At 61.3% G+C, this 18,325-nt stretch carries 16 protein-coding genes and 2 riboswitches; of the genes, 13 read left to right on the forward strand and 3 right to left on the reverse strand.

Going from position 1 to position 18,325, the window contains the following annotated elements:
- The first annotated feature begins 21 nt into the window (after positions 1-21).
- The 5 genes from FHS06_RS10295 to gcvP all read left to right on the forward strand — a co-directional run bounded on the left by FHS06_RS10295 (position 22) and on the right by gcvP (position 6,961).
- A complete protein-coding gene (locus FHS06_RS10295) occupies positions 22-762 on the forward strand; it encodes a hypothetical protein (RefSeq protein ID WP_167049003.1) in 741 nt (246 codons plus the stop codon).
- A gap of 49 nt (positions 763-811) precedes the next feature.
- Positions 812-2,254, forward strand: coding sequence for an amidohydrolase (locus tag FHS06_RS10300; RefSeq protein ID WP_167049005.1), 1,443 nt, complete (start codon positions 812-814; stop codon positions 2,252-2,254).
- A gap of 61 nt (positions 2,255-2,315) precedes the next feature.
- Positions 2,316-2,406: riboswitch (glycine riboswitch) on the forward strand.
- Positions 2,407-2,500, forward strand: a riboswitch (glycine riboswitch).
- Between the two features lie 44 nt (positions 2,501-2,544).
- Positions 2,545-3,711 carry a glycine cleavage system aminomethyltransferase GcvT gene (gene gcvT, locus FHS06_RS10305; RefSeq protein WP_167049007.1) on the forward strand — a complete coding sequence of 389 codons (1,167 nt, stop codon included), beginning with the start codon at positions 2,545-2,547 and terminating at the stop codon, positions 3,709-3,711.
- Positions 3,708-4,088: a glycine cleavage system protein GcvH gene (gcvH, locus tag FHS06_RS10310; protein ID WP_167049009.1), complete on the forward strand. Its 381-nt coding sequence runs from the start codon at positions 3,708-3,710 to the stop codon at positions 4,086-4,088. Before gcvT ends, gcvH begins: the two co-directional genes overlap by 4 nt.
- A 53-nt stretch (positions 4,089-4,141) precedes the next feature.
- Positions 4,142-6,961: an aminomethyl-transferring glycine dehydrogenase gene (gene gcvP, locus FHS06_RS10315; RefSeq protein WP_220476524.1), complete on the forward strand. Its 2,820-nt coding sequence runs from the start codon at positions 4,142-4,144 to the stop codon at positions 6,959-6,961.
- 4 nt (positions 6,962-6,965) lie between these two features.
- Here the strand turns inward: gcvP and FHS06_RS10320 are convergent, their stop codons facing one another.
- On the reverse strand, positions 6,966-7,784 hold the full coding sequence (locus tag FHS06_RS10320; protein WP_167049013.1) for a CPBP family intramembrane glutamic endopeptidase: 819 nt from the start codon (positions 7,782-7,784) through the stop codon (positions 6,966-6,968).
- Between the two features lie 297 nt (positions 7,785-8,081).
- Here FHS06_RS10320 and FHS06_RS10325 point away from each other — a divergent pair, with 297 nt between their 5' ends.
- From FHS06_RS10325 to typA, 6 genes are all read left to right on the forward strand, one after another.
- Entirely contained in the window at positions 8,082-9,707 is a 1,626-nt protein-coding gene (locus FHS06_RS10325) for a peptide ABC transporter substrate-binding protein (RefSeq protein WP_243845435.1), read from the forward strand.
- A gap of 164 nt (positions 9,708-9,871) precedes the next feature.
- Complete coding sequence (locus FHS06_RS10330) at positions 9,872-10,801, forward strand: ABC transporter permease (protein ID WP_167049015.1); 930 nt, start codon at positions 9,872-9,874, stop codon at positions 10,799-10,801.
- A complete protein-coding gene (locus FHS06_RS10335) occupies positions 10,791-11,738 on the forward strand; it encodes an ABC transporter permease (protein WP_167049017.1) in 948 nt (315 codons plus the stop codon). The genes FHS06_RS10330 and FHS06_RS10335 overlap by 11 nt, the downstream gene beginning before the upstream one ends.
- Complete coding sequence (locus tag FHS06_RS10340) at positions 11,735-13,402, forward strand: dipeptide ABC transporter ATP-binding protein (RefSeq protein ID WP_167049019.1); 1,668 nt, start codon at positions 11,735-11,737, stop codon at positions 13,400-13,402. The genes FHS06_RS10335 and FHS06_RS10340 overlap by 4 nt, the downstream gene beginning before the upstream one ends.
- 38 nt (positions 13,403-13,440) lie before the next feature.
- On the forward strand, positions 13,441-13,932 hold the full coding sequence (locus FHS06_RS10345) for a PH domain-containing protein (RefSeq protein WP_167049021.1): 492 nt from the start codon (positions 13,441-13,443) through the stop codon (positions 13,930-13,932).
- A 93-nt stretch (positions 13,933-14,025) separates the two neighbouring features.
- Positions 14,026-15,939 carry a translational GTPase TypA gene (gene typA / locus FHS06_RS10350; protein WP_167049023.1) on the forward strand — a complete coding sequence of 638 codons (1,914 nt, stop codon included), beginning with the start codon at positions 14,026-14,028 and terminating at the stop codon, positions 15,937-15,939.
- Between the two features lie 3 nt (positions 15,940-15,942).
- Here the strand turns inward: typA and FHS06_RS10355 are convergent, their stop codons facing one another.
- Positions 15,943-16,602 carry a serine hydrolase domain-containing protein gene (locus FHS06_RS10355; RefSeq protein ID WP_310734896.1) on the reverse strand — a complete coding sequence of 220 codons (660 nt, stop codon included), beginning with the start codon at positions 16,600-16,602 and terminating at the stop codon, positions 15,943-15,945.
- Positions 16,603-16,611: 9 nt separating this feature from the next.
- Positions 16,612-17,160, reverse strand: coding sequence for a helix-turn-helix domain-containing protein (locus tag FHS06_RS10360; RefSeq protein ID WP_167049027.1), 549 nt, complete (start codon positions 17,158-17,160; stop codon positions 16,612-16,614).
- A gap of 115 nt (positions 17,161-17,275) precedes the next feature.
- On the opposite strand from FHS06_RS10360, the gene FHS06_RS10365 reads away from it, so the two are divergent.
- Both FHS06_RS10365 and FHS06_RS10370 read left to right on the forward strand, forming a co-directional pair.
- The gene (locus FHS06_RS10365) at positions 17,276-17,998 is read left to right on the forward strand and encodes an AzlC family ABC transporter permease (RefSeq protein ID WP_167049029.1); all 723 of its coding nucleotides are present in this window, start codon (positions 17,276-17,278) and stop codon (positions 17,996-17,998) included.
- Complete coding sequence (locus FHS06_RS10370) at positions 17,995-18,309, forward strand: AzlD domain-containing protein (protein ID WP_167049031.1); 315 nt, start codon at positions 17,995-17,997, stop codon at positions 18,307-18,309. Before FHS06_RS10365 ends, FHS06_RS10370 begins: the two co-directional genes overlap by 4 nt.
- The last annotated feature ends 16 nt before the right edge of the window (positions 18,310-18,325 follow it).

The following is an 18,325-nucleotide window of genomic DNA, read 5'->3' on the forward strand; positions in this document are numbered from 1 at the left end:
GACGAGACAAGGACTATTGATATGACGAATTCGCCTCTTGCCGCCGCATCCGAAGCACGCGACACCCCGGAATGGGCTGCTTTCGACAAGACCACAGCCCGGTGGGGTCGCATCACGATGCTTGTGGGTCTGCTGTTTTCGCTTGCTGGCCCCGTCTGGCTTGTGTACTTCTCTGGGCTCCAGGTCGATGCTGGAAAAGTATGGGTGGCGTTTCTCGCGATCGCCGCCGTCGTCGGCGTGATCTGGGTGCTCGAACCATTTGCCTACTTTCCGATCCTCGGACCGGCCGCGATGTACCAGGCCTTCATGATCGGCAACATCTCCAACAAACTCTTGCCCTCAGCAGTTGCCGGGCAGGCAAGTATCGGGGCGAAAACCGGCACCAAGCGCGCCGACCTTGCCGCCATTCTGGCAATCTGTGGTGCCGCTCTTGTCCACGTCGTTTCACTCGTGGTTTTTGTCGGACTCCTCGGAACCGTGCTGCTCCAGGTGCTCCCCGAAGCCTTTCTTGCAGCGGTGAGCACCTACATTTTTCCGGCGGTCCTGGGTGGCTTCGTCGTGCAGATCATCATGACCAACCGCTCGCAGCCTCGTGTCCTCATCGTCGCCGCGCTCGTGAGCGTCGTGCTCTTCGGACTCTCGCTGCTTGTCCCAGCACTTTCAGCGTTGGCGACAGTGCTCGCCGTGGTTTTGACCGCCACGATTGCCTGGCTGACACGCTCGAAGAAAACTGCCACCGAACCGATTGAAGACGTGTCGTAGCGGGATCCTGCTTTCGAGTGATCACCCGCCTGCGGAGAAAAGAGATCTGATGAACGACACCACCCCCATCGCCGAGATCGTCGCCGAGATCGGTGCGCGCTTCACTCGACTGAGCGACGAGATTTGGTCTGACCCGCACTTGAGGTGGCAAGAGCACGCCTCCGTTGAAAAACAGATCGAGGTGGCCGCCGAATTCGGGTTTCAGGTGCAACGGAACGTCGCGGGCATTCCGACAGCGTTTTGGGCAGAAAAGGGCGAAGCGGGCCCGCTGATTGCCGTCCTCGGCGAGTTCGATGCCCTCGCGGGTATGAGCCAGCAGGCAGGAGCGCTCGAGGCGACCCCGAACCCCGACACTGCCAACACGAACGGGCATGGATGCGGTCACAACCTGCTCGGGAGTGGTTCGCTACTCGCGGCGGTCGCTGCCGCACGCTATCTCGAGCTGAACGGACTACCGGGGCGCGTGCGGTACTACGGGTGCCCCGCCGAAGAGGCCGCGGCCGGAAAAACCTTCATGGTGAAGGGCGGGGCATTCGACGGCATCGACGCCGCGGTGTCGTGGCATCCGGGCTCTGTCATGAGCACTCGACAGGTGCTCTCTCTCGCGTATACACAGGTCTACTTTCGATTCACAGGAGTTGCCGCTCATGCGGGGTCTGCGCCCCATCTTGGGCGGAGCGCGCTCGACGCCGTGGAGCTCTTGAACGTCGGGGCGAACTTCTTGCGCGAACACATGCCCGATAGCGCCCGAGTTCACTATGCGATCACCGACGCCGGGGGAACCTCTCCCAATGTGGTGCAAGCAAACGCGTCGGTGTACTACATCGTTCGTGCCGTTGACGTGGCGCAGATGAGCACCCTGTACGACCGGGTTGTCAAGATCGCGCAGGGCGCCGCGCTCATGACCGAAACCACACTCGAGGTCGATTTCGATGGGGCGTGCGCCGAGCTTCTGCCAAATCATGTGCTCGAGCAGGCGCTCCATGCCAACGTGGAGAACATCGGGGGAGTGCCGTTCGATGATGTCGACCAGAAAACAGCAGCGCCATACACCGATGCGTACCCGGCCGCCGAAGTGGTCGGCATCCGGCGGCTTCTGGGCGTCGAGGGAGACGAACCGCTCTTCAGCGGTGTGGCACCCCTGGGTAGCCCCTATGCGCGTTATCAAATGACAGGTTCGACCGACGTCGGAGACGTGAGCTGGATCGCCCCCACGGTGCAGATTTCGGGGGGAACCCATGCGGTCGGCACGCCAGCGCACTCGTGGCAGATGGTCGCCCAAGGAACCCTGCCGGCGGCGCACAAAGGCATGCTGCATGCGGCCGAAGCGATGGCTGCCACGACTGTTGATATTGCGACCGATGCTCAGTTACTCGCTGCAGCTACAGCCGAGTTTGACGCCGTCGTCGCACGGACTCCGTACGACTGCCCGATTCCGGACGGTATCGTGCCACCACCGCTGCGCGTCGGAAATGAAGCATTCATCGGCTAGCGCGGATGCCACGGCGGCGCCGCGAATTCCACTACACTCGACAGCACAACTACATGACCGCACACCCGTCACGGGAGAACGTCGCTTTACTGCGGCTGCCGTAGGAGCAACTCCTCCCGGAATCTCTCAGGCTCACGTACCGTGGCGGCAGGTCACTCTGGAAAGTGGTGCTTCGCGCATCCGCCGACGGGGCAAGCGTGATTTCGGTCGCGCGGAAACTCTCAGGCTTATGACAGAGCGGGAGGAACCCATCACATCCCCTCATCGGGTGCCGTAACTGGAGTTCCTTCATGACGAGTACCGTACGTGCCGAATCGTCCTCTCCCGAGGTGCGTCGCAGCCCGCTTCACGCGGTGCACGAAGCCCTTGGCGCGTCATTCACCGATTTCGGTGGCTGGCTCATGCCGGTGCGCTACACATCAGATCTCGCCGAACATCACGCAGTTCGAACTGCCGCAGGCATGTTCGACATCTCGCACATGGGTGAATTCTTCATCGAGGGATCCGATACCGGACGCTTCCTCGATTTCGCGCTGGCCGGAAAAATCTCAGCGCTCGTTGACGACCAGGCCAAATACAGCCTCGTGCTCGATGAAAACGGCGGGATCATCGACGACGTCATCGTCTACCGGCTGAACGCCGAGAAAACTATGGTTGTCGCCAACGCGGGTAATCGCGACGCTGTTGCAGAGGCGTTCCGCGAGCGTGCTGCGGGCTTTGACATCAGCATCATCGATGCCTCCGACGAGATCGCACTCATCGCAGTGCAGGGTCCGGCGTCGGAAGCGATCCTCGCCGAGACAGCCCAACTCACTGTCACGAGCGGCGAGCTTGAGCAGCTGAAGTACTACCGACTCGGCCACGGCGATTTCCAGCCCGACGGTGGACTTCCGGTGCTCGTGCAGATCGCCCGCACCGGGTACACCGGCGAAGATGGATTCGAAATCTACGTGCCGGCGGCATCCGCTGCACCGCTTTGGGCCGCGTTGCTGCGTGCTGGTGAAATCCATGGCCTCGTCCCGGCCGGGCTGGCTGCTCGCGACACCCTTCGACTCGAAGCGGGAATGCCGCTCTACGGGCATGAGCTTTCGCGCGATGTGCAACCGGCACAAGCTGGTCTCGGGCGCGTCGTTGTCTTCGATAAGGCTGATTTCGTTGGACGTGATGCGCTCGCCGCTGCGCGCACCACCACGCAGACCGCTGAAGCCCGTGTGCTCGTCGGCCTTGTGTCGGCTGGCAAACGTGCAGGCCGCGCCGGCTACGCCGTGTTCTCGGGTGATGACTTCGTCGGCGAAGTCACAAGCGGTGCGCTCAGTCCGACGCTTGGATACCCCATCGCCATGGCGTACGTCGCACCGGCGGTCTCGGCGCCGGGAACCGAACTCGCTCTCGACGTGCGAGGAACCCGCATACCGGCCACCGTTACCGCACCAACTTTTTACCGGAGGAAGAAATGACCGATCTCGCAGCACTTTCGTACACGCCCGAGCACGAGTGGATCTCCGTCGAGGGCGACCTGGCCCGATTCGGTGTCACCGACTTCGCCGCTGACAAGCTCGGCGACGTTGTCTTCGTAGACCTTCCGGCCGTCGGTAGCTCTGTTGTCGCAGGCGAAGTATGCGGCGAAATCGAATCGACGAAATCGGTTGGTGAACTCTACGCACCTGTCACCGGAGAAGTCGTTTCGATCAACGACGCTGTCGTCGATGACCCCTCTATCGTGAATGCTGAGCCGTTCGAAGCCGGGTGGCTTATCACCGTGCGCATTTCGGAGCCGGCACCCGATTTGCTCGATCGTGACGCGTACGTCGAGCTCACCGGCGCTGACGCGTGAGCGGGGAGTTCGCAGCACGTCACATCGGCATCGATGCGTCAGCTCAGACACAAATGCTGAAGGCCATCGGCTACGACGGCGTCGACGCGATGATGGCAGCGGCAGTTCCCGCATCCATTCACGTCACTCCGCGTTCGACGACAGAGCTGCCACCGGCGGCAACGGAGGCTGAAGCTCTTGCCGAGCTGCGGGCGCTCGCATCGCAGAATCAGAGCGCACGCAGCATGATCGGGCTCGGGTACTACGACACGTTCACTCCCACCGTCATCGCGAGAAATGTGTTTGAGAACCCGTCGTGGTACACGGCGTACACGCCCTACCAGCCAGAAATTTCGCAGGGTCGACTCGAAGCGCTCATCAACTTTCAAACGATGGTCACCGATCTCACGGGGCTGACGACCGCGAACGCGTCGATGCTCGATGAGTCGACAGCTGTCGTCGAGGGGATGCTGTTGGCACGACGCGCGTCGAAGAGCGCTTCGCCGGTATTCGCCGTAGACACCGATGCGCTGCCGCAGACTCGTGCGCTCTTGCAGCACCGCGCGGCCGCTGTCGGAATTGACATCGTCGAAGTAGATTTCGCCGCGGGCCAGACTCTCTCCGGCGATGTCTTCGGCTCGTTCGTGCAGTACCCAGGCGCATCAGGACGAGTGTGGGATCCGTCCGGTGCGATCGAGGCCACTCACCTCGCTGGCGGCCTCGCGGTTGTTGCCGCCGACCTCTTGGCGCTGACGCTGATTCGATCGCCTGGCACCCTCGGCGCCGATGTCGCGGTGGGCACGACCCAGCGTTTCGGCGTACCGATGGGGTTCGGCGGCCCCCACGCCGGCTACATGGCAGTGCGCACGGGACTTGAGCGTCAGCTCCCCGGTCGCCTCGTCGGCGTGTCACAGGATGCCGTCGGCCACCTCGCCTATCGACTGTCGCTGCAAACACGCGAACAGCACATCCGCCGCGAAAAGGCGACGTCGAACATCTGCACAGCGCAGGTGTTGCTGGCTGTCATGGCATCGATGTATGCCGTCTACCACGGCGCTGATGGCCTTCGGAAAATCGCTCTCGGCGTCGCAACGAAGACCGAAGCTCTCGCGGAACGGCTCCGCTCGTACGGACTGTCGCTCGCGTCTGATTCGTTCTTCGACACGATCAGGATCTCAACCCCGGGACCTTCCTCGCGTGTCATCGAACGCGCTCGTAGCCGCGGTATCCAACTCGCCGACATCGACGACGCCACCGTCGGTATCTCGCTCGATGAGACCACGACGACGGCCGAGCTCGCCGATGTCGCGTGGGCATTCGGGCTTCCGAACGAGTCCGACGCCGAACCCACGGTTGATCTGACCGATGCCACCGCGCTTGCTGGCGTTCCGCAGCACCTGCACCGCACGGAGTCGTACCTGCAGCATCCCGTGTTTTCAGCGCACCGCTCCGAAACGGCGATGATGCGGTACCTGAAGACCCTCGCAGACCGTGACTACGCCCTTGATCGGGGCATGATTCCACTCGGCTCCTGCACGATGAAACTCAACGCCGCCACCGAGATGGCTGCTGTGTCGTGGCCCGAATTCTCGCGCGTGCACCCCTTTGCGCCCGAAGCTGACGTGCGCGGATACCTGGCTCTCGTTGAGCAGCTCGAAACCTGGCTCGCTGAAGCAACCGGGTACGACGCCGTCTCGTTGCAACCGAACGCCGGTTCGCAGGGGGAGCTCGCAGGTCTTCTCGCGATCCGCGGCTATCACGCGGCCAACGGCGACACTCAGCGCACTGTGTGCCTGATCCCCTCATCGGCGCACGGCACGAATGCCGCATCCGCTGTGCTTGCGGGCATGAAGGTTGTTGTCGTGGCCTGTGACGAGGCCGGAAACGTCGACCTCGACGACCTGCGGGCAAAGATCGCAGCACACGCGGAGACACTGGCCGCTCTCATGATCACGTACCCGTCGACCCACGGCGTGTATGAGCACGACGTTCTCGACATCACCCAGGCGGTTCATGACGCCGGCGGTCAGGTCTACGTCGACGGTGCAAACCTCAACGCGCTGCTGGGCTTCGCGCGCTTCGGCGATTTGGGTGGCGACGTCTCTCACCTCAACCTTCACAAAACATTCGCGATCCCACACGGCGGCGGCGGCCCGGGCGTTGGCCCGGTTGCGGCAAAAGCTCACCTCGCGCAGTTCTTGCCATCGCACCCGCTGGCTCAGCGCGCTGACCATGCCTCAGGATTTGTTTTCGAGGGCGGCCCGGTGTCAGCGGCTCCCTATGGATCGGCATCGATTTTGCCGATCTCATGGGCCTACATGCGCATGATGGGCTCGGAAGGACTGCAGGATGCCACGGCTGCTGCCGTCCTTGCTGCCAACTACATCGCGGTGCAGCTACGTGACCACTTTCCGGTGCTGTACACGGGGGAGGACGGCCTCGTCGCCCACGAATGCATTCTTGACCTTCGGCCGCTTCGCGAAGCGACCGGAATCACGGTTGACGATGTCGCCAAGCGCCTGATCGACTACGGCTTCCACGCGCCGACGATGTCATTCCCGGTGGCGGGCACCCTGATGGTCGAGCCCACCGAGTCCGAAGACCTTGCGGAGCTCGACAGGTTCGTCGCGGCGATGATCGCGATCAAAGCCGAAGCGGACGCCGTGGCCGCAGGGGAGTGGCCAGCTGAAGATAACCCGCTGGTAAATGCGCCGCACACCGTCGAAGCCGTGATCGATGATGAATGGCAGCATCCGTATTCGCGCGAGACTGCTGTGTATCCGGTGCGCTCGCTTGTTCGTAACAAGTACTGGCCGCCGGTGCGACGCATCGACAACGCGTACGGCGACCGCAACCTGGTATGCGCCTGCCCGCCAATCGAAGCCTTCGCGTGACGCCCTACGACGTTGGCCCGAAGATCCCAGGAAAAAGCGACACCGCAAGGGGATAACCCACGAAGGCGATGATGTCGATGAGGGTGTGCGCGATGACGAGTGGCATCACGCGCCCCCATCGGCGGTAGCACCAGCCGAACACAACGCCCATCGCGAAGTTGCCGACGATTGAACCGACGCCCTGGTACGCGTGGTAGGCGCCGCGGAGCGCTGCTGTCGAAAGAATGATCGCCCACCACGACCAGCCGAGCCTCCGCAGCCGATCGAAGAGATAGCCGATGAAGATGATCTCCTCGGTGAGTCCGGCTCGCGCTGCCGCGAGAATCAGCAGCGGGATCGTGTACCACGCAGCGTCGAGCGGAGAAGCGTCGACCTGCAGCGTGACACCGAGCATGCGCCCGAGGGCATACACCCCCAGCCCGGGAATGCCGATGACCGCGACGAGCAGGATGCCACGCCCGGCATCCGCGAATGGGCTTCTGAAGTCGAGGCCAATGCGCCTCAACGCGTTTTGGCCGGGAGTCCACATCAGGTAGATCACGAGCGCGACAAGAGCCAGCCCGAAGAAGATTGCGAGCAACTGGTAAGCCGCGTCCCACAGAGCGGCCGAATCGCGCGTCGGATTCAACTGCGTTTGCTGGGAACCAATCCTCGACTGCTCTTCGAGCGATCGCAGGTACGAGCGAAGGAGCGAAAGTACGGAGTAGAGCGCTGACTGCCCCACCGTCACGGCGAGTACAAGCACGACCTCCCAGGTGAGGCGTACCCGAGATGAGTCCGGGCCGGGGTCGGCGAATGCTTCTCGACGTGGCTCTACGTGCACGGGAAAAGGCTCGCACACTTATGCATGTCGAGAGTGACAATCCTCGTGCAGAGCGCTCATCGCTCATCGCTTTCACATAGGTTCGAATACTCTGATTTCGACAAGAAAAGCGACGCCGGAGCACCTGCGACTTGTCATATTGCTCAACGCGGAAGTTTTTCAGTTAAAGCTATGTAACTTTTCCGCTCAGCGTTTTGACCATTGGGTAAACGCATGCTTATGTTTTGCTTATCCGCGGCAGGCGAATCACACAGGTTCGTCGTGCCCGCACTCATCCCTTTGCACAGGAGGAACACATTGTCTGAAAAGGCATGGCGCAAGCGCGTTCTCGGTTCTCTGGCAGTCGCAGCGGTGGGCTCTCTTGCCCTCGCTGGCTGCTCGAGCAGCGGTTCGTCTGACTCGGGCGACTCATCGTCGTCGGCGGTTATTCGCACCAACGGCTCGGAGCCGCAGAACCCACTTATCCCCACCAACACGAACGAAACCGGTGGCGGAAAGATTCTTGACTCGATCTTCGCGGGTCTGGTCTACTACGACGCTGATGGCGACCCCGTCAACGACGTGGCTGACTCGATCACGGTCGACGACGCACAGCACCTCACGGTGAAGATCAAGGAAGGCCAGTACTTCACCGATGGTGAAGAAGTGACGGCCGATAACTTCATCAACGCGTGGAACTACGGAGCGCTTGCTTCGAACGAGCAGCTCTCGAGCTACTTCTTCGAGGACATTGAAGGCTTCAGCTACGACGAGGACTCGGAGCTCACCGGCCTCGAGCAGGTCGATGACTACACCTTCACGATCGCTTTGAACAAGCCGGCGGCCGACTTCGCGCTGCGCCTGGGCTACTCGGCGTTCTACCCGCTGCCTGACGCAGCATTCGACGACATGGATGCGTTCGGTGAGAACCCCATCGGTAACGGTCCTTACATGCTCGATGGCGATGGCGCGTGGCAGCACGATGTTCAGATCGACCTCGTAGCCAACCCCGACTACACCGGTGGCCGTACCCCCGTAAATGGTGGACTCGACATCATCTTCTACGCCACCCAGGAAGCAGCCTATGCTGACCTCCTCGGCGGTAACGTCGACGTGATTGACGGAATCCCGGACTCCGCGTTGGCCACTTACGAGAGCGACCTCGGCGAGCGCGCAGTCAATCAGCCTGCCGCCATCTTCCAGTCGTTCACGACACCGGAGCGGCTCCCGCACTTCTCGGGTGAAGAAGGCGAGCTTCGCCGTGCCGCGATCTCGATGTCTATCAACCGTGAAGAAATCACCGACACAGTATTCCAGGGCACGCGTACCCCCGCGAAGGACTTCACTTCACCGGTTATCGCAGGTTGGTCTGACTCACTCGAGGGGTCTGAGGTTCTGGACTACAACCCCGACGAGGCTGTCAAGCTGTGGGCCGAGGCCGACGCTATCGCCCCTTGGGACGGCTCGTTCCAGATCGCGTACAACTCCGACGGTGGACACCAGGCTTGGGTCGACGCAGTATCGAACTCGATCAAAAACACGCTCGGTATCGACGCATCAGGTGCGCCGTATGTTGACTTCGCTTCGTTCCGCGACGCGATCACCACAGGCGAGATCACGACGGCATTCCGTACCGGATGGCAGGCTGACTACCCGGGTCTGTACAACTTCCTCGGGCCGTTGTATGCGACGAACGCCGGCTCCAATGACGGTGACTACTCGAACGCTGAGTTCGACGCGCTGCTTGCTGAAGGCATCTCGAGTGATGACATCGAGGTTCAGAACGAGGACTTCCAGTCCGCTCAGGAAATCCTGTTGAAGGATCTTCCTGCGACACCACTCTGGTACTCGAACGTCAACGGTGGATACGGCGAAGCTGTAGACAACGTCCAGTTTGGCTGGAACTCCGTTCCGCTGTACTACGCGATCACCAAGTCCGAGTAATCTCGGATGATCGCACCCGCGAGGCGGTGACACAACGTCACCGCCTCGCGGTCTGTTCCATGGACTGACCCAGCGCCACACCAGCCGGGTTTAGTCTTTAGCGGGCGGAGGATCGCACCCGATCGGTTGCGATAGTCCAACGTCCTTAGCCGGAGGGAGCGCACATGCTCGGCTACATCCTCAGACGTGTGCTGCAGGTAATCCCCGTATTCTTCGGGGCTACGCTGCTGATTTATTTCCTGGTGTTTGCCATGCCCGGCGACCCGATTCTCGCCCTCTTCGGCGACAAGACACCGAACCCGGCTTTGTTGGCTTCGATTCAAGACCAGTACCACCTGAACGACCCGTTCATCGTGCAGTACTTCTACTACATCACCGGTGTCTTTCGAGGTGACCTGGGTGACACCTTCTCTGGCCAGTCCGTCAACGACGTTCTTGCGAGAACCTTGCCTGTAACGGGTCGACTGGCCGTCATGGCGATCGGTATCGAGTTCGTTCTCGCGATCATCATCGGCACTGTCTCGGCTCTTCGCAAGGGCAAGATCTTCGACAACACCTCGCTGATTATTTCGCTTCTTTTCGTTGCCATGCCGATCTTCGTGTTGGCATTCCTTGCACAGTACTTTTTGGCCATTCAATGGGGATGGTTCAGTCCAACGGTGGGCGCCCAAAATGACTGGGGTGATCTCTGGCTCCCCGCGATCGTTCTCGGTCTAAGCCTCTACGCGACGAGCATGCGCCTCATGCGCGGATCTGTTATCGACACGCTTAATCAAGATTGGGTCCGGACCGCATACAGCAAGGGGATGTCGCGACGACAGGTTCTGCCGACACACGTGCTTCGCAATTCGCTCATCCCGGTGATCACGAACTCGGCGACAAACTTCGGAGTGCTGCTGGTCGGAGCGACCGTCACCGAAGGTATCTTCAACGTTCCCGGGGTCGGAAATACGCTCTTCCAGGCGACGCTGCGCCACGAAGGCCCCACGATCGTTTCGTTCGTCACCGTCTTCGTCATCATCTACGTGCTCGTCAATCTCGTGATTGACCTGCTCTACGGTCTGCTCGACCCGAGGATTCGCTATGTCAAGTAATCAAGATCTCAATGGGCATTACGTCGCGCCCATTAAAGACGCGAACGTGGCGGTCGACGCTGTTCGCGTCGACGAAAAACCTTCGAGCCTGTGGCGCGACGCATGGCGGGACCTCAGGAAGCGCCCCACGTTCTGGATCGCTCTCGTCGTCGTGTTCATCGTGCTGCTGATGTCGGTGTGGCCGACGTTGTTCACGCAGACGCCACCGAACGACAATTGCCAGCTAGCGAATTCCAACGGCGGACCGGCGCCTGGTCACCCCCTCGGGTTTACATTCCAAGGCTGCGACATCTATGCCCGCGTTGTCTGGGGTGCACGTACCTCTCTTGCGGTCGGTATCATCGCGACTCTGATCGGTTCGACCATCGGCCTCATCATGGGAGCTCTTGCAGGCTTCTACGGTGGATGGCTCGACTCGCTGCTGTCACGAATCGGCGACATCTTCTTCTCGATTCCTTACATCCTCGCCGCCATCGTCGTCATGAGCGTTCTCGCCGATTACCGAAACGTCTTCGTCCTCGCGTTCGCGATCGGCGGATTCGCGTGGGCTTCCACTGCGCGAGTCGTGCGTGCTGAGGTCCTGCGCGTGAGGCAGGCCGATTACATCACCGCATCGATGGCTCTCGGCCAAACACGTTTCCAGACTCTGATCTATCACGTCATCCCCAACGCCATTGCGCCGCTACTTGTCATCTCGACTCTGTCGCTTGCTGCGGCGATCGTTGCGGAAGCAACGTTGTCGTTCCTCGGCGTCGGTCTCGGCAGCGGCACGATGTCGTGGGGCAACGACATCTCGCAGGCTCAGACGTCGCTTCGCGTAGCCCCGATGGCGCTTATCTATCCTTCGATCGCGTTGACCGTAACTGTTCTCGCGTTTATCCTTTTGGGCGAGCTCACAAGAGACGCCCTCGACCCGAGAGCGAGGGCCCGCCGATGAGCGAAGTAAAATCGGAACCTCTGCTGAGCATCCGAGACCTGCGGGTCGCATTCGATACCCAAGAGGGTTCTCGCGAGGTCCTTCACAGCGTGAGTCTTGACGTCTTCCCCGGCGAAACCGTCGCGATCGTGGGTGAGTCAGGCTCTGGCAAGTCGACAACGGCATCCGCTGTCATTTCGCTTCTGCCGGGAACCGGCCACGTCACTTCCGGATCGATCACTCTTGCTGGGCGGGAACTCACCACGCTGACACCGCGCCAGATGGAGAATATCCGCGGTCGAGAAATCGGATACGTACCGCAAGACCCGATGTCGAACCTCAACCCGGTCTGGAGCATCGGCTTTCAGGTGAAGGAAGCGATTCGTGCAAACGGAATCGCCACCAACCGCAAAGACGTCGAGGCGCGTGCCATCGAAGTTCTGCAGCAGGCGGGCCTCGCGGATGCTGCCAAACGCCTGCACCAGTTTCCTCATCAGTTCTCGGGTGGTATGCGCCAGCGTGCGTTAATCGGTATCGGCCTCGCGGCCGACCCCAAGCTCTTGATCGCGGATGAGCCCACATCGGCGCTTGACGTCACTGTGCAGCGCGTGATTCTCGACCACATGGCAAGCCTCACCCGTGAGAAGTCCACATCCGTGCTGTTGATCACTCACGACCTCGGGCTTGCCGCTGAGCGCGCCGAGAAGATCATCGTGATGCAGCACGGTGAGATCGTGGAATCGGGTCCGAGCCGGGAAATCTTGCAGAACCCGATTCACCCGTACACGAAGAAGCTTGTCGCCGCTGCTCCTTCCATTGCGTCTCAGCGAATGGCAGCAGTCGCAACGCCGCGTGAACACATCGTGGCTGCCGCGACTGACGCCGCTCCGGCCATCCGGGTTTCTGACCTCACCAAGGAATACAAGATTCGGATGGGCTCGTTTAAGTCCGAAGCCTTCCGCGCTGTTGACGACGTCTCGTTCGAGATCCCCAAGGGCAAGACTCTGGCACTCGTGGGCGAGTCAGGATCCGGCAAGTCAACTGTGGCCAAGATGGTGTTGCGCCTTGAGAAGCCCACAAGCGGTTCTATCGAGATCGATGGAGTGGACATCGCATCGATGCCGAACCGTGAGGTTTTTGATCTCCGACGCAGGCTGCAGCCGGTCTTCCAGGACCCGTATGGTTCGCTGGACCCGCAGCGGAACATCGGTAACACGATTTCTGAGCCGTTGGAAATTCACAAGGTCGGCGATAAGAAGTCGCACCGGGAGCGAGTGCGAGAACTGCTCGACCAGGTGTCTCTTCCGCAAGACCTGGCAACTCGGTATCCGAGTGAGCTTTCGGGTGGCCAGCGACAGCGTGTCGCTATCGCTCGTGCGCTCGCGTTGAAACCCGACATTGTCGTCCTCGACGAAGCCGTGTCGGCTCTTGACGTGCTCGTACAGGATCAGATTTTGCAGCTGCTTGCTGAACTGCAGTCAGAACTGGGCCTCTCGTACCTCTTCATCACGCACGACCTCGCGGTCGTGCGGGTTGCAGCTGACACCGTGAGCGTTATGGAGCGCGGGCGTATCGTCGAGCAGGGGAGCGTGGACGAGATCTTCGCGAACCCCGCCGAGGAGTACACTCGCAAGCTGCTTGATGCCATCCCGGGTGCGTCGATCCCGCTCGGGGGGAACCTCTGAGCGGATCACGGGTCATACGCCCGGCGTCGAGCGCCGTGATGCTCGCCGTCGTCGCGATCATCGCCGCTGCGCTACTCATCGATGCGGGCGTACGTGCTGGTTTCGTTGAGCTGCTGTTGCTCGCTCCGTGGCTCTTGCTCATGGTGTGGGGTGCGTACGTCGCGTCGTTTGCATCCCACATCAAAGTCGACTCTTCGGGTGTGAGCGTGCAGAATTTTCTCCGCCGCACCTGGATTCCCTGGAGCGAGGTAGAGGACGTCGTCCTGCGTTGGCAACTCGAGTTCGTTCTGGTGGACGGTTCGAAAGTCACCGGTATGGGCGGCCCCGCGGTTGGCGCCATAGCGCGGACTCGTGGTGGCGGGCGAGGCGAGCGAGACGCCGAGGTCGTCCGTGACTTTTGGCGAAGCGCCGACGGGCACCCTGGCGCGCAGCCGAAGTCTCGCTCCTGGGACTTGCGCGCTGTACTTGCTTTGGTCGTAATTCTGGTGTGGGCCGCCATCGCGATTCTCGTCGCTGGCTCCCCGTCCTAGCCGAATATCGGCCATCAAAGAACACCGCGGAACCCTGCGGTACGATAGAGATGCCGGAATCCCGGCCCCACTCAGCTTTCAAGGACTTCTTTCATGGCGCACGCCCTCCGTTCGGACCTTCGTAACGTCGCAATTGTCGCGCACGTTGACCACGGCAAGACGACTCTCGTCGACGCCATGCTTCGGCAGACAGGGTCTTTCGGTGAACACGCACACGTCGATGACCGCGCGATGGACTCGAACGACCTCGAGCGCGAAAAGGGCATCACGATCCTTGCGAAGAACACCGCGATCACCTACTCGGGTATCCACGCAACCGAAGGTGCTGTCACGATCAACGTGATCGACACCCCGGGACACGCGGACTTCGGTGGTGAGGTCGAGCGCGGCCTGTCAATGGTTGACGGTGTCGTGCTTCTTGTCGACGCATCCGAGGGCCCGCTGCCGCAGACTCGCTTCGTGCTTCGTAAGGCTCTCGAATCAAAGCTTCCCGTCATCCTCCTCGTGAACAAGACCGACCGTCCTGACGCGCGCATCGCCGAGGTCGAAGAAGAGAGCCACGACCTTCTGCTCGGTCTTGCATCCGACCTCCAGGATGATGTTCCTGATCTTGACGTCGACGCGCTCCTCGACGTGCCTGTCGTTTACGCGTCAGGTCGTGCAGGTGCTGCATCGCACAACCGTCCCGCCGACGGCTCACTCCCCGACAACGAAGATCTTGAGCCGCTCTTCGAAGCGATTCTGGAGCACGTTCCAGCTCCGGCGTACGACGACGAAGCTCCGCTGCAGGCGTGGGTTACGAACCTCGATTCGTCGCCGTTCCTCGGTCGTCTTGCACTGTTGCGTGTCTTCAACGGCACGCTGAAAAAGGGTCAGACTGTTGCGTGGGTTCGTGCCGATGGCACGGTGAGCAATGCGCGCATCACCGAGCTCTTCAAGACTCGCGCGCTCGAGCGCTACTCCGCCGAGAGTGCAGGACCCGGTGACATCGTCGCCATCGCAGGATTTGAAGAGATCACCATCGGTGAGACGATTGCTGATCCCGACGACGTTCGCCCGTTGAAGGCGATCACGGTTGACGACCCAGCGATCTCGATGACGATCGGCACGAACACGTCGCCGCTCGTCGGCAAGGTCCGTGGCCACAAGCTCACCGCTCGCATGGTGAAAGAGCGTCTTGACCGCGAACTCATCGGTAACGTCTCGCTCAAGGTCGTCGACGTCGGACGCCCGGATGCCTGGGAAGTTCAGGGTCGCGGTGAGCTTGCTCTCGCAATCCTCGTTGAGAACATGCGCCGTGAGGGCTTCGAACTCACGGTCGGTAAGCCGCAGGTTGTGACCAAGAAGGTCGACGGAAAGACCCACGAGCCTTTCGAGCACCTCACGATCGATGCACCCGAAGAGTACTTGGGTGCGATCACGCAGCTTCTTGCTGTCCGTAAGGGACGCATGGACAACATGACGAACCACGGCACCGGCTGGGTTCGTATGGAGTTCATCGTTCCCTCGCGTGGTCTCATCGGTTTCCGTACCGAGTTCCTCACAACGACCCGCGGTACCGGAATCGCCAACGCGATTTCCCACGGCTACGAGCCGTGGGCCGGTCACATCTCGACGCGTCAGAACGGGTCGATCGTCGCTGACCGTACCGGTGTCGTGACACCGTTCGCGATCATCGCTCTGCAGGAGCGCATGAGCTTCTTCGTGCAGCCCACTCAAGAGGTGTACGAAGGAATGGTCATCGGCGAGAACTCACGTAGCGATGACATGGACGTCAACATCACGAAGGAAAAGAAGCTCACGAACATGCGTGCCGCGAGCTCGGATACCTTCGAGTCGATGACGCCCCCGCGTCAACTTTCGCTCGAGGAGAGCCTTGAGTTCGCTCGTGAAGACGAGTGCGTCGAAGTGACGCCTGAGATCGTGCGTATCCGCAAGGTTGTGCTCGACGCGACCGAACGTGGACGCTCCGCCTCACGCCTCAAGCGCCAGGACGCGAACGCCTGACGCTTATCGCATAGCGATGTCATCCTCGAGGGCTTCGAGGATGTGCGCTGGGAGGTCCCCGTCCTCGCCACTCGCGTTCAGGCAGATCGCAATCGACGTGCCTGTTGTGACGTTGTACATCGCGAGTGACTGATAGCCGAGACCGTTGCCGGTGTGCCCCACCCAATCACCGATTCTGCCGATACCCAGCCCGTACTCTTCGTAGTACGGGCTGGCTTCGTCTGCAGACGTGGATGAAAAAGATGCGAGACGTTCTTGCTGCGCGGTGGTACCGAGGACGCTTCCGGTGCCGAGGGCCTCGGCCCAGGCTGCGAGATCGGATGCCGTTCCGTACAGTCCGCCCGCCGCGCTGAATGCACTCGCTTGCACTACAGGCAGCGCCTCTGCACCGTCTGAGGTAATCGCGTACGGCGAGGCTATGTTCGTAATGCTCGTGTCATTGTCCGGATAGACGACGCTGTCGAGTCCCAGAGGCGTCAGAATACGATCCTTGACGACCTGATTCCAGGCGCTTCCGGTTGCGGCCTCAACAATCTGACCGATCAAAACCGTGTTCGTGTTGGAGTACTGGTACGAAGTGCCCGGCGCGAAGCTCTCTGGTGCACCCGCCACCAAACTCAGAAGTTCACTGTCGTCCCACCGGCGTTCGGGGTTTTCTTGTATGAGAGAGTGTCATCGCATCTCGGAGATTAAGACCGCGGACGTCCCGGCGCTGAGAGCTTCGAAGATGTGTGGCTCGTCACCCGGGTACGAGAGGTAGTCGCCCGGTGCGAGGATGAACGGCGCATCAGTTGGACCTACTCGAGCCTCGCCGGAGATGAGTACAAGGTGCTCGGTGGTACCCCGCGGGTGCGGTTCCGATCGTCGCGCAGAGCCCGGCTCGGCATTGATCAGGTACAGATCCCGTCGGGTCTGCGGGGGACCGGGTGCCAGAAGTGTCGCGGTATACATCGCCTGCGATGAGCGGATTCCGGAGGAGGTCGTGCTTCGCACGAGAGTAGGCGCCGGCGAACGCTCGTCTACGAGAGCCGCAAATGGGAGACCGAGCGCCGTAGCGAGGGCCCACAGCGTCTCGACGTTGGGGTTTCCGCCGCTGCTTTCCAGCTGCGAGACGGTCGCCTTCGACACGCCCGAGCGGCGAGCAAGTTCTGACACCGAGAGGCCAGCGGCCTCGCGTTCGCGCTTCAGAGCGCGCGCTATCCGCTGTCCAAGGTTGTTCATACCGTTCAGTATGGCAAACATTCGTTCAGCTTGACAGTCAAGATTGTGATCCCCAGGATGGTGAGTATGCGGGTGTTGCGAAAGGTGGCTATAGCTCAGGTTCGAGGCGGTGTGCGTGACCCGCGGTGAGAAGAATGAGTCGCAGCGTGCGTCGCGCCAAGCATGGTCGGTCGCGCTCGCCTCGAGCGCGTATGGCGTCTCATTCGGTGCACTCGCGGTTGCCTCGGGTTTGGATGTCTGGCAAACCTGCGTGCTGAGTCTTTTGATGTTCACGGGCGGTTCGCAGTTCGCGTTCATCGGCGTGATCGGCGCGGGGGGTCTCGCCGCGGCGCCCTCAGCAATCACTTCGGCGGCGCTCCTTGGTGTACGAAACGCGGCCTATGGCATCCGGATGTCCCCGGTCGTCGGAGACGGCTTTTGGCGAAGGCTTGCAGCCGCACAGCTCACTATCGACGAATCAACGGCTGTGGCTCTCGCCCAGCCGACTCCCCGCGGGCGCACGATCGGCTTCTGGGCGACGGGCATCGCCATCTTTGCGGGTTGGAACATCACCACTCTTGCCGGGGCACTCGCGGGCGACGTTCTCGGGGACGTGAGCAAGTACGGTCTGGACGCGGCTGCTGCCGCAGCATTTCTCGCGCTACTGTGGCCGAGGCTTCGTAGCCGCCAGACTGTCGCTGTTGCCGCTGCAGCCGCCGTCGTTGCGACGATGATGACGCCGGTAACTATGCCGGGGGTTCCGGTGATTGTGGCAGCGCTCGTGGCGATCGTGGTCGGCTGGTTCAACTGGTTGCAACCGTCAAAGCCGCGAACGGTCGAAGGAGAGGCGCCGCTATGACCGTGTGGACAGCTGTGCTCCTGGCGTCAATCGCGTGCGTTCTGCTGAAGACGCTGGGGTATCTCGTGCCGCCGGCCCTGCTTTCGGCTCCGCGGCCGGCGCGAATCTCCGAGCTGCTTACTGTGGCGCTTCTCGGCGCGCTCGTCGCGGTGCAAACCTTTGCCACGGGTCAAGAGCTCGTCGTTGATGCACGCATTCCAGCGCTACTTGCCGCGGGCGTGCTGTTGTGGCTGCGCACGCCCTTCGTCGTGGTAGTAATCGCTGCGGCTCTCGTCGCCGCGGTGCTACGTGCCGTCGGGCTTGCCAGATAGGTTTCTTCAAAACATC

Origin of the sequence: Microbacterium halimionae (genome assembly GCF_011761265.1) — a bacterium.
GTDB lineage: Bacteria > Actinomycetota > Actinomycetes > Actinomycetales > Microbacteriaceae > Microbacterium > Microbacterium halimionae.

What these genes read in the sequence shown, in the direction of transcription:
- FHS06_RS10340 (WP_167049019.1), top strand. Translation starts at nt 11,735, where the DNA reads ATGAGCGAAGTAAAATCGGAACCTCTGCTGAGCATCCGAGACCTGCGG.
- FHS06_RS10370 (WP_167049031.1), top strand. Translation starts at nt 17,995, where the DNA reads ATGACCGTGTGGACAGCTGTGCTCCTGGCGTCAATCGCGTGCGTTCTG.
- gcvH (WP_167049009.1), top strand. Translation starts at nt 3,708, where the DNA reads ATGACCGATCTCGCAGCACTTTCGTACACGCCCGAGCACGAGTGGATC.
- gcvT (WP_167049007.1), top strand. Translation starts at nt 2,545, where the DNA reads ATGACGAGTACCGTACGTGCCGAATCGTCCTCTCCCGAGGTGCGTCGC.
- typA (WP_167049023.1), top strand. Translation starts at nt 14,026, where the DNA reads ATGGCGCACGCCCTCCGTTCGGACCTTCGTAACGTCGCAATTGTCGCG.
- gcvP (WP_220476524.1), top strand. Translation starts at nt 4,142, where the DNA reads ATGCTGAAGGCCATCGGCTACGACGGCGTCGACGCGATGATGGCAGCG.
- FHS06_RS10345 (WP_167049021.1), top strand. Translation starts at nt 13,441, where the DNA reads ATGCTCGCCGTCGTCGCGATCATCGCCGCTGCGCTACTCATCGATGCG.
- FHS06_RS10330 (WP_167049015.1), top strand. Translation starts at nt 9,872, where the DNA reads ATGCTCGGCTACATCCTCAGACGTGTGCTGCAGGTAATCCCCGTATTC.
- FHS06_RS10360 (WP_167049027.1), bottom strand. Translation starts at nt 17,160, where the DNA reads ATGAACAACCTTGGACAGCGGATAGCGCGCGCTCTGAAGCGCGAACGC.
- FHS06_RS10295 (WP_167049003.1), top strand. Translation starts at nt 22, where the DNA reads ATGACGAATTCGCCTCTTGCCGCCGCATCCGAAGCACGCGACACCCCG.
- FHS06_RS10335 (WP_167049017.1), top strand. Translation starts at nt 10,791, where the DNA reads ATGTCAAGTAATCAAGATCTCAATGGGCATTACGTCGCGCCCATTAAA.
- FHS06_RS10300 (WP_167049005.1), top strand. Translation starts at nt 812, where the DNA reads ATGAACGACACCACCCCCATCGCCGAGATCGTCGCCGAGATCGGTGCG.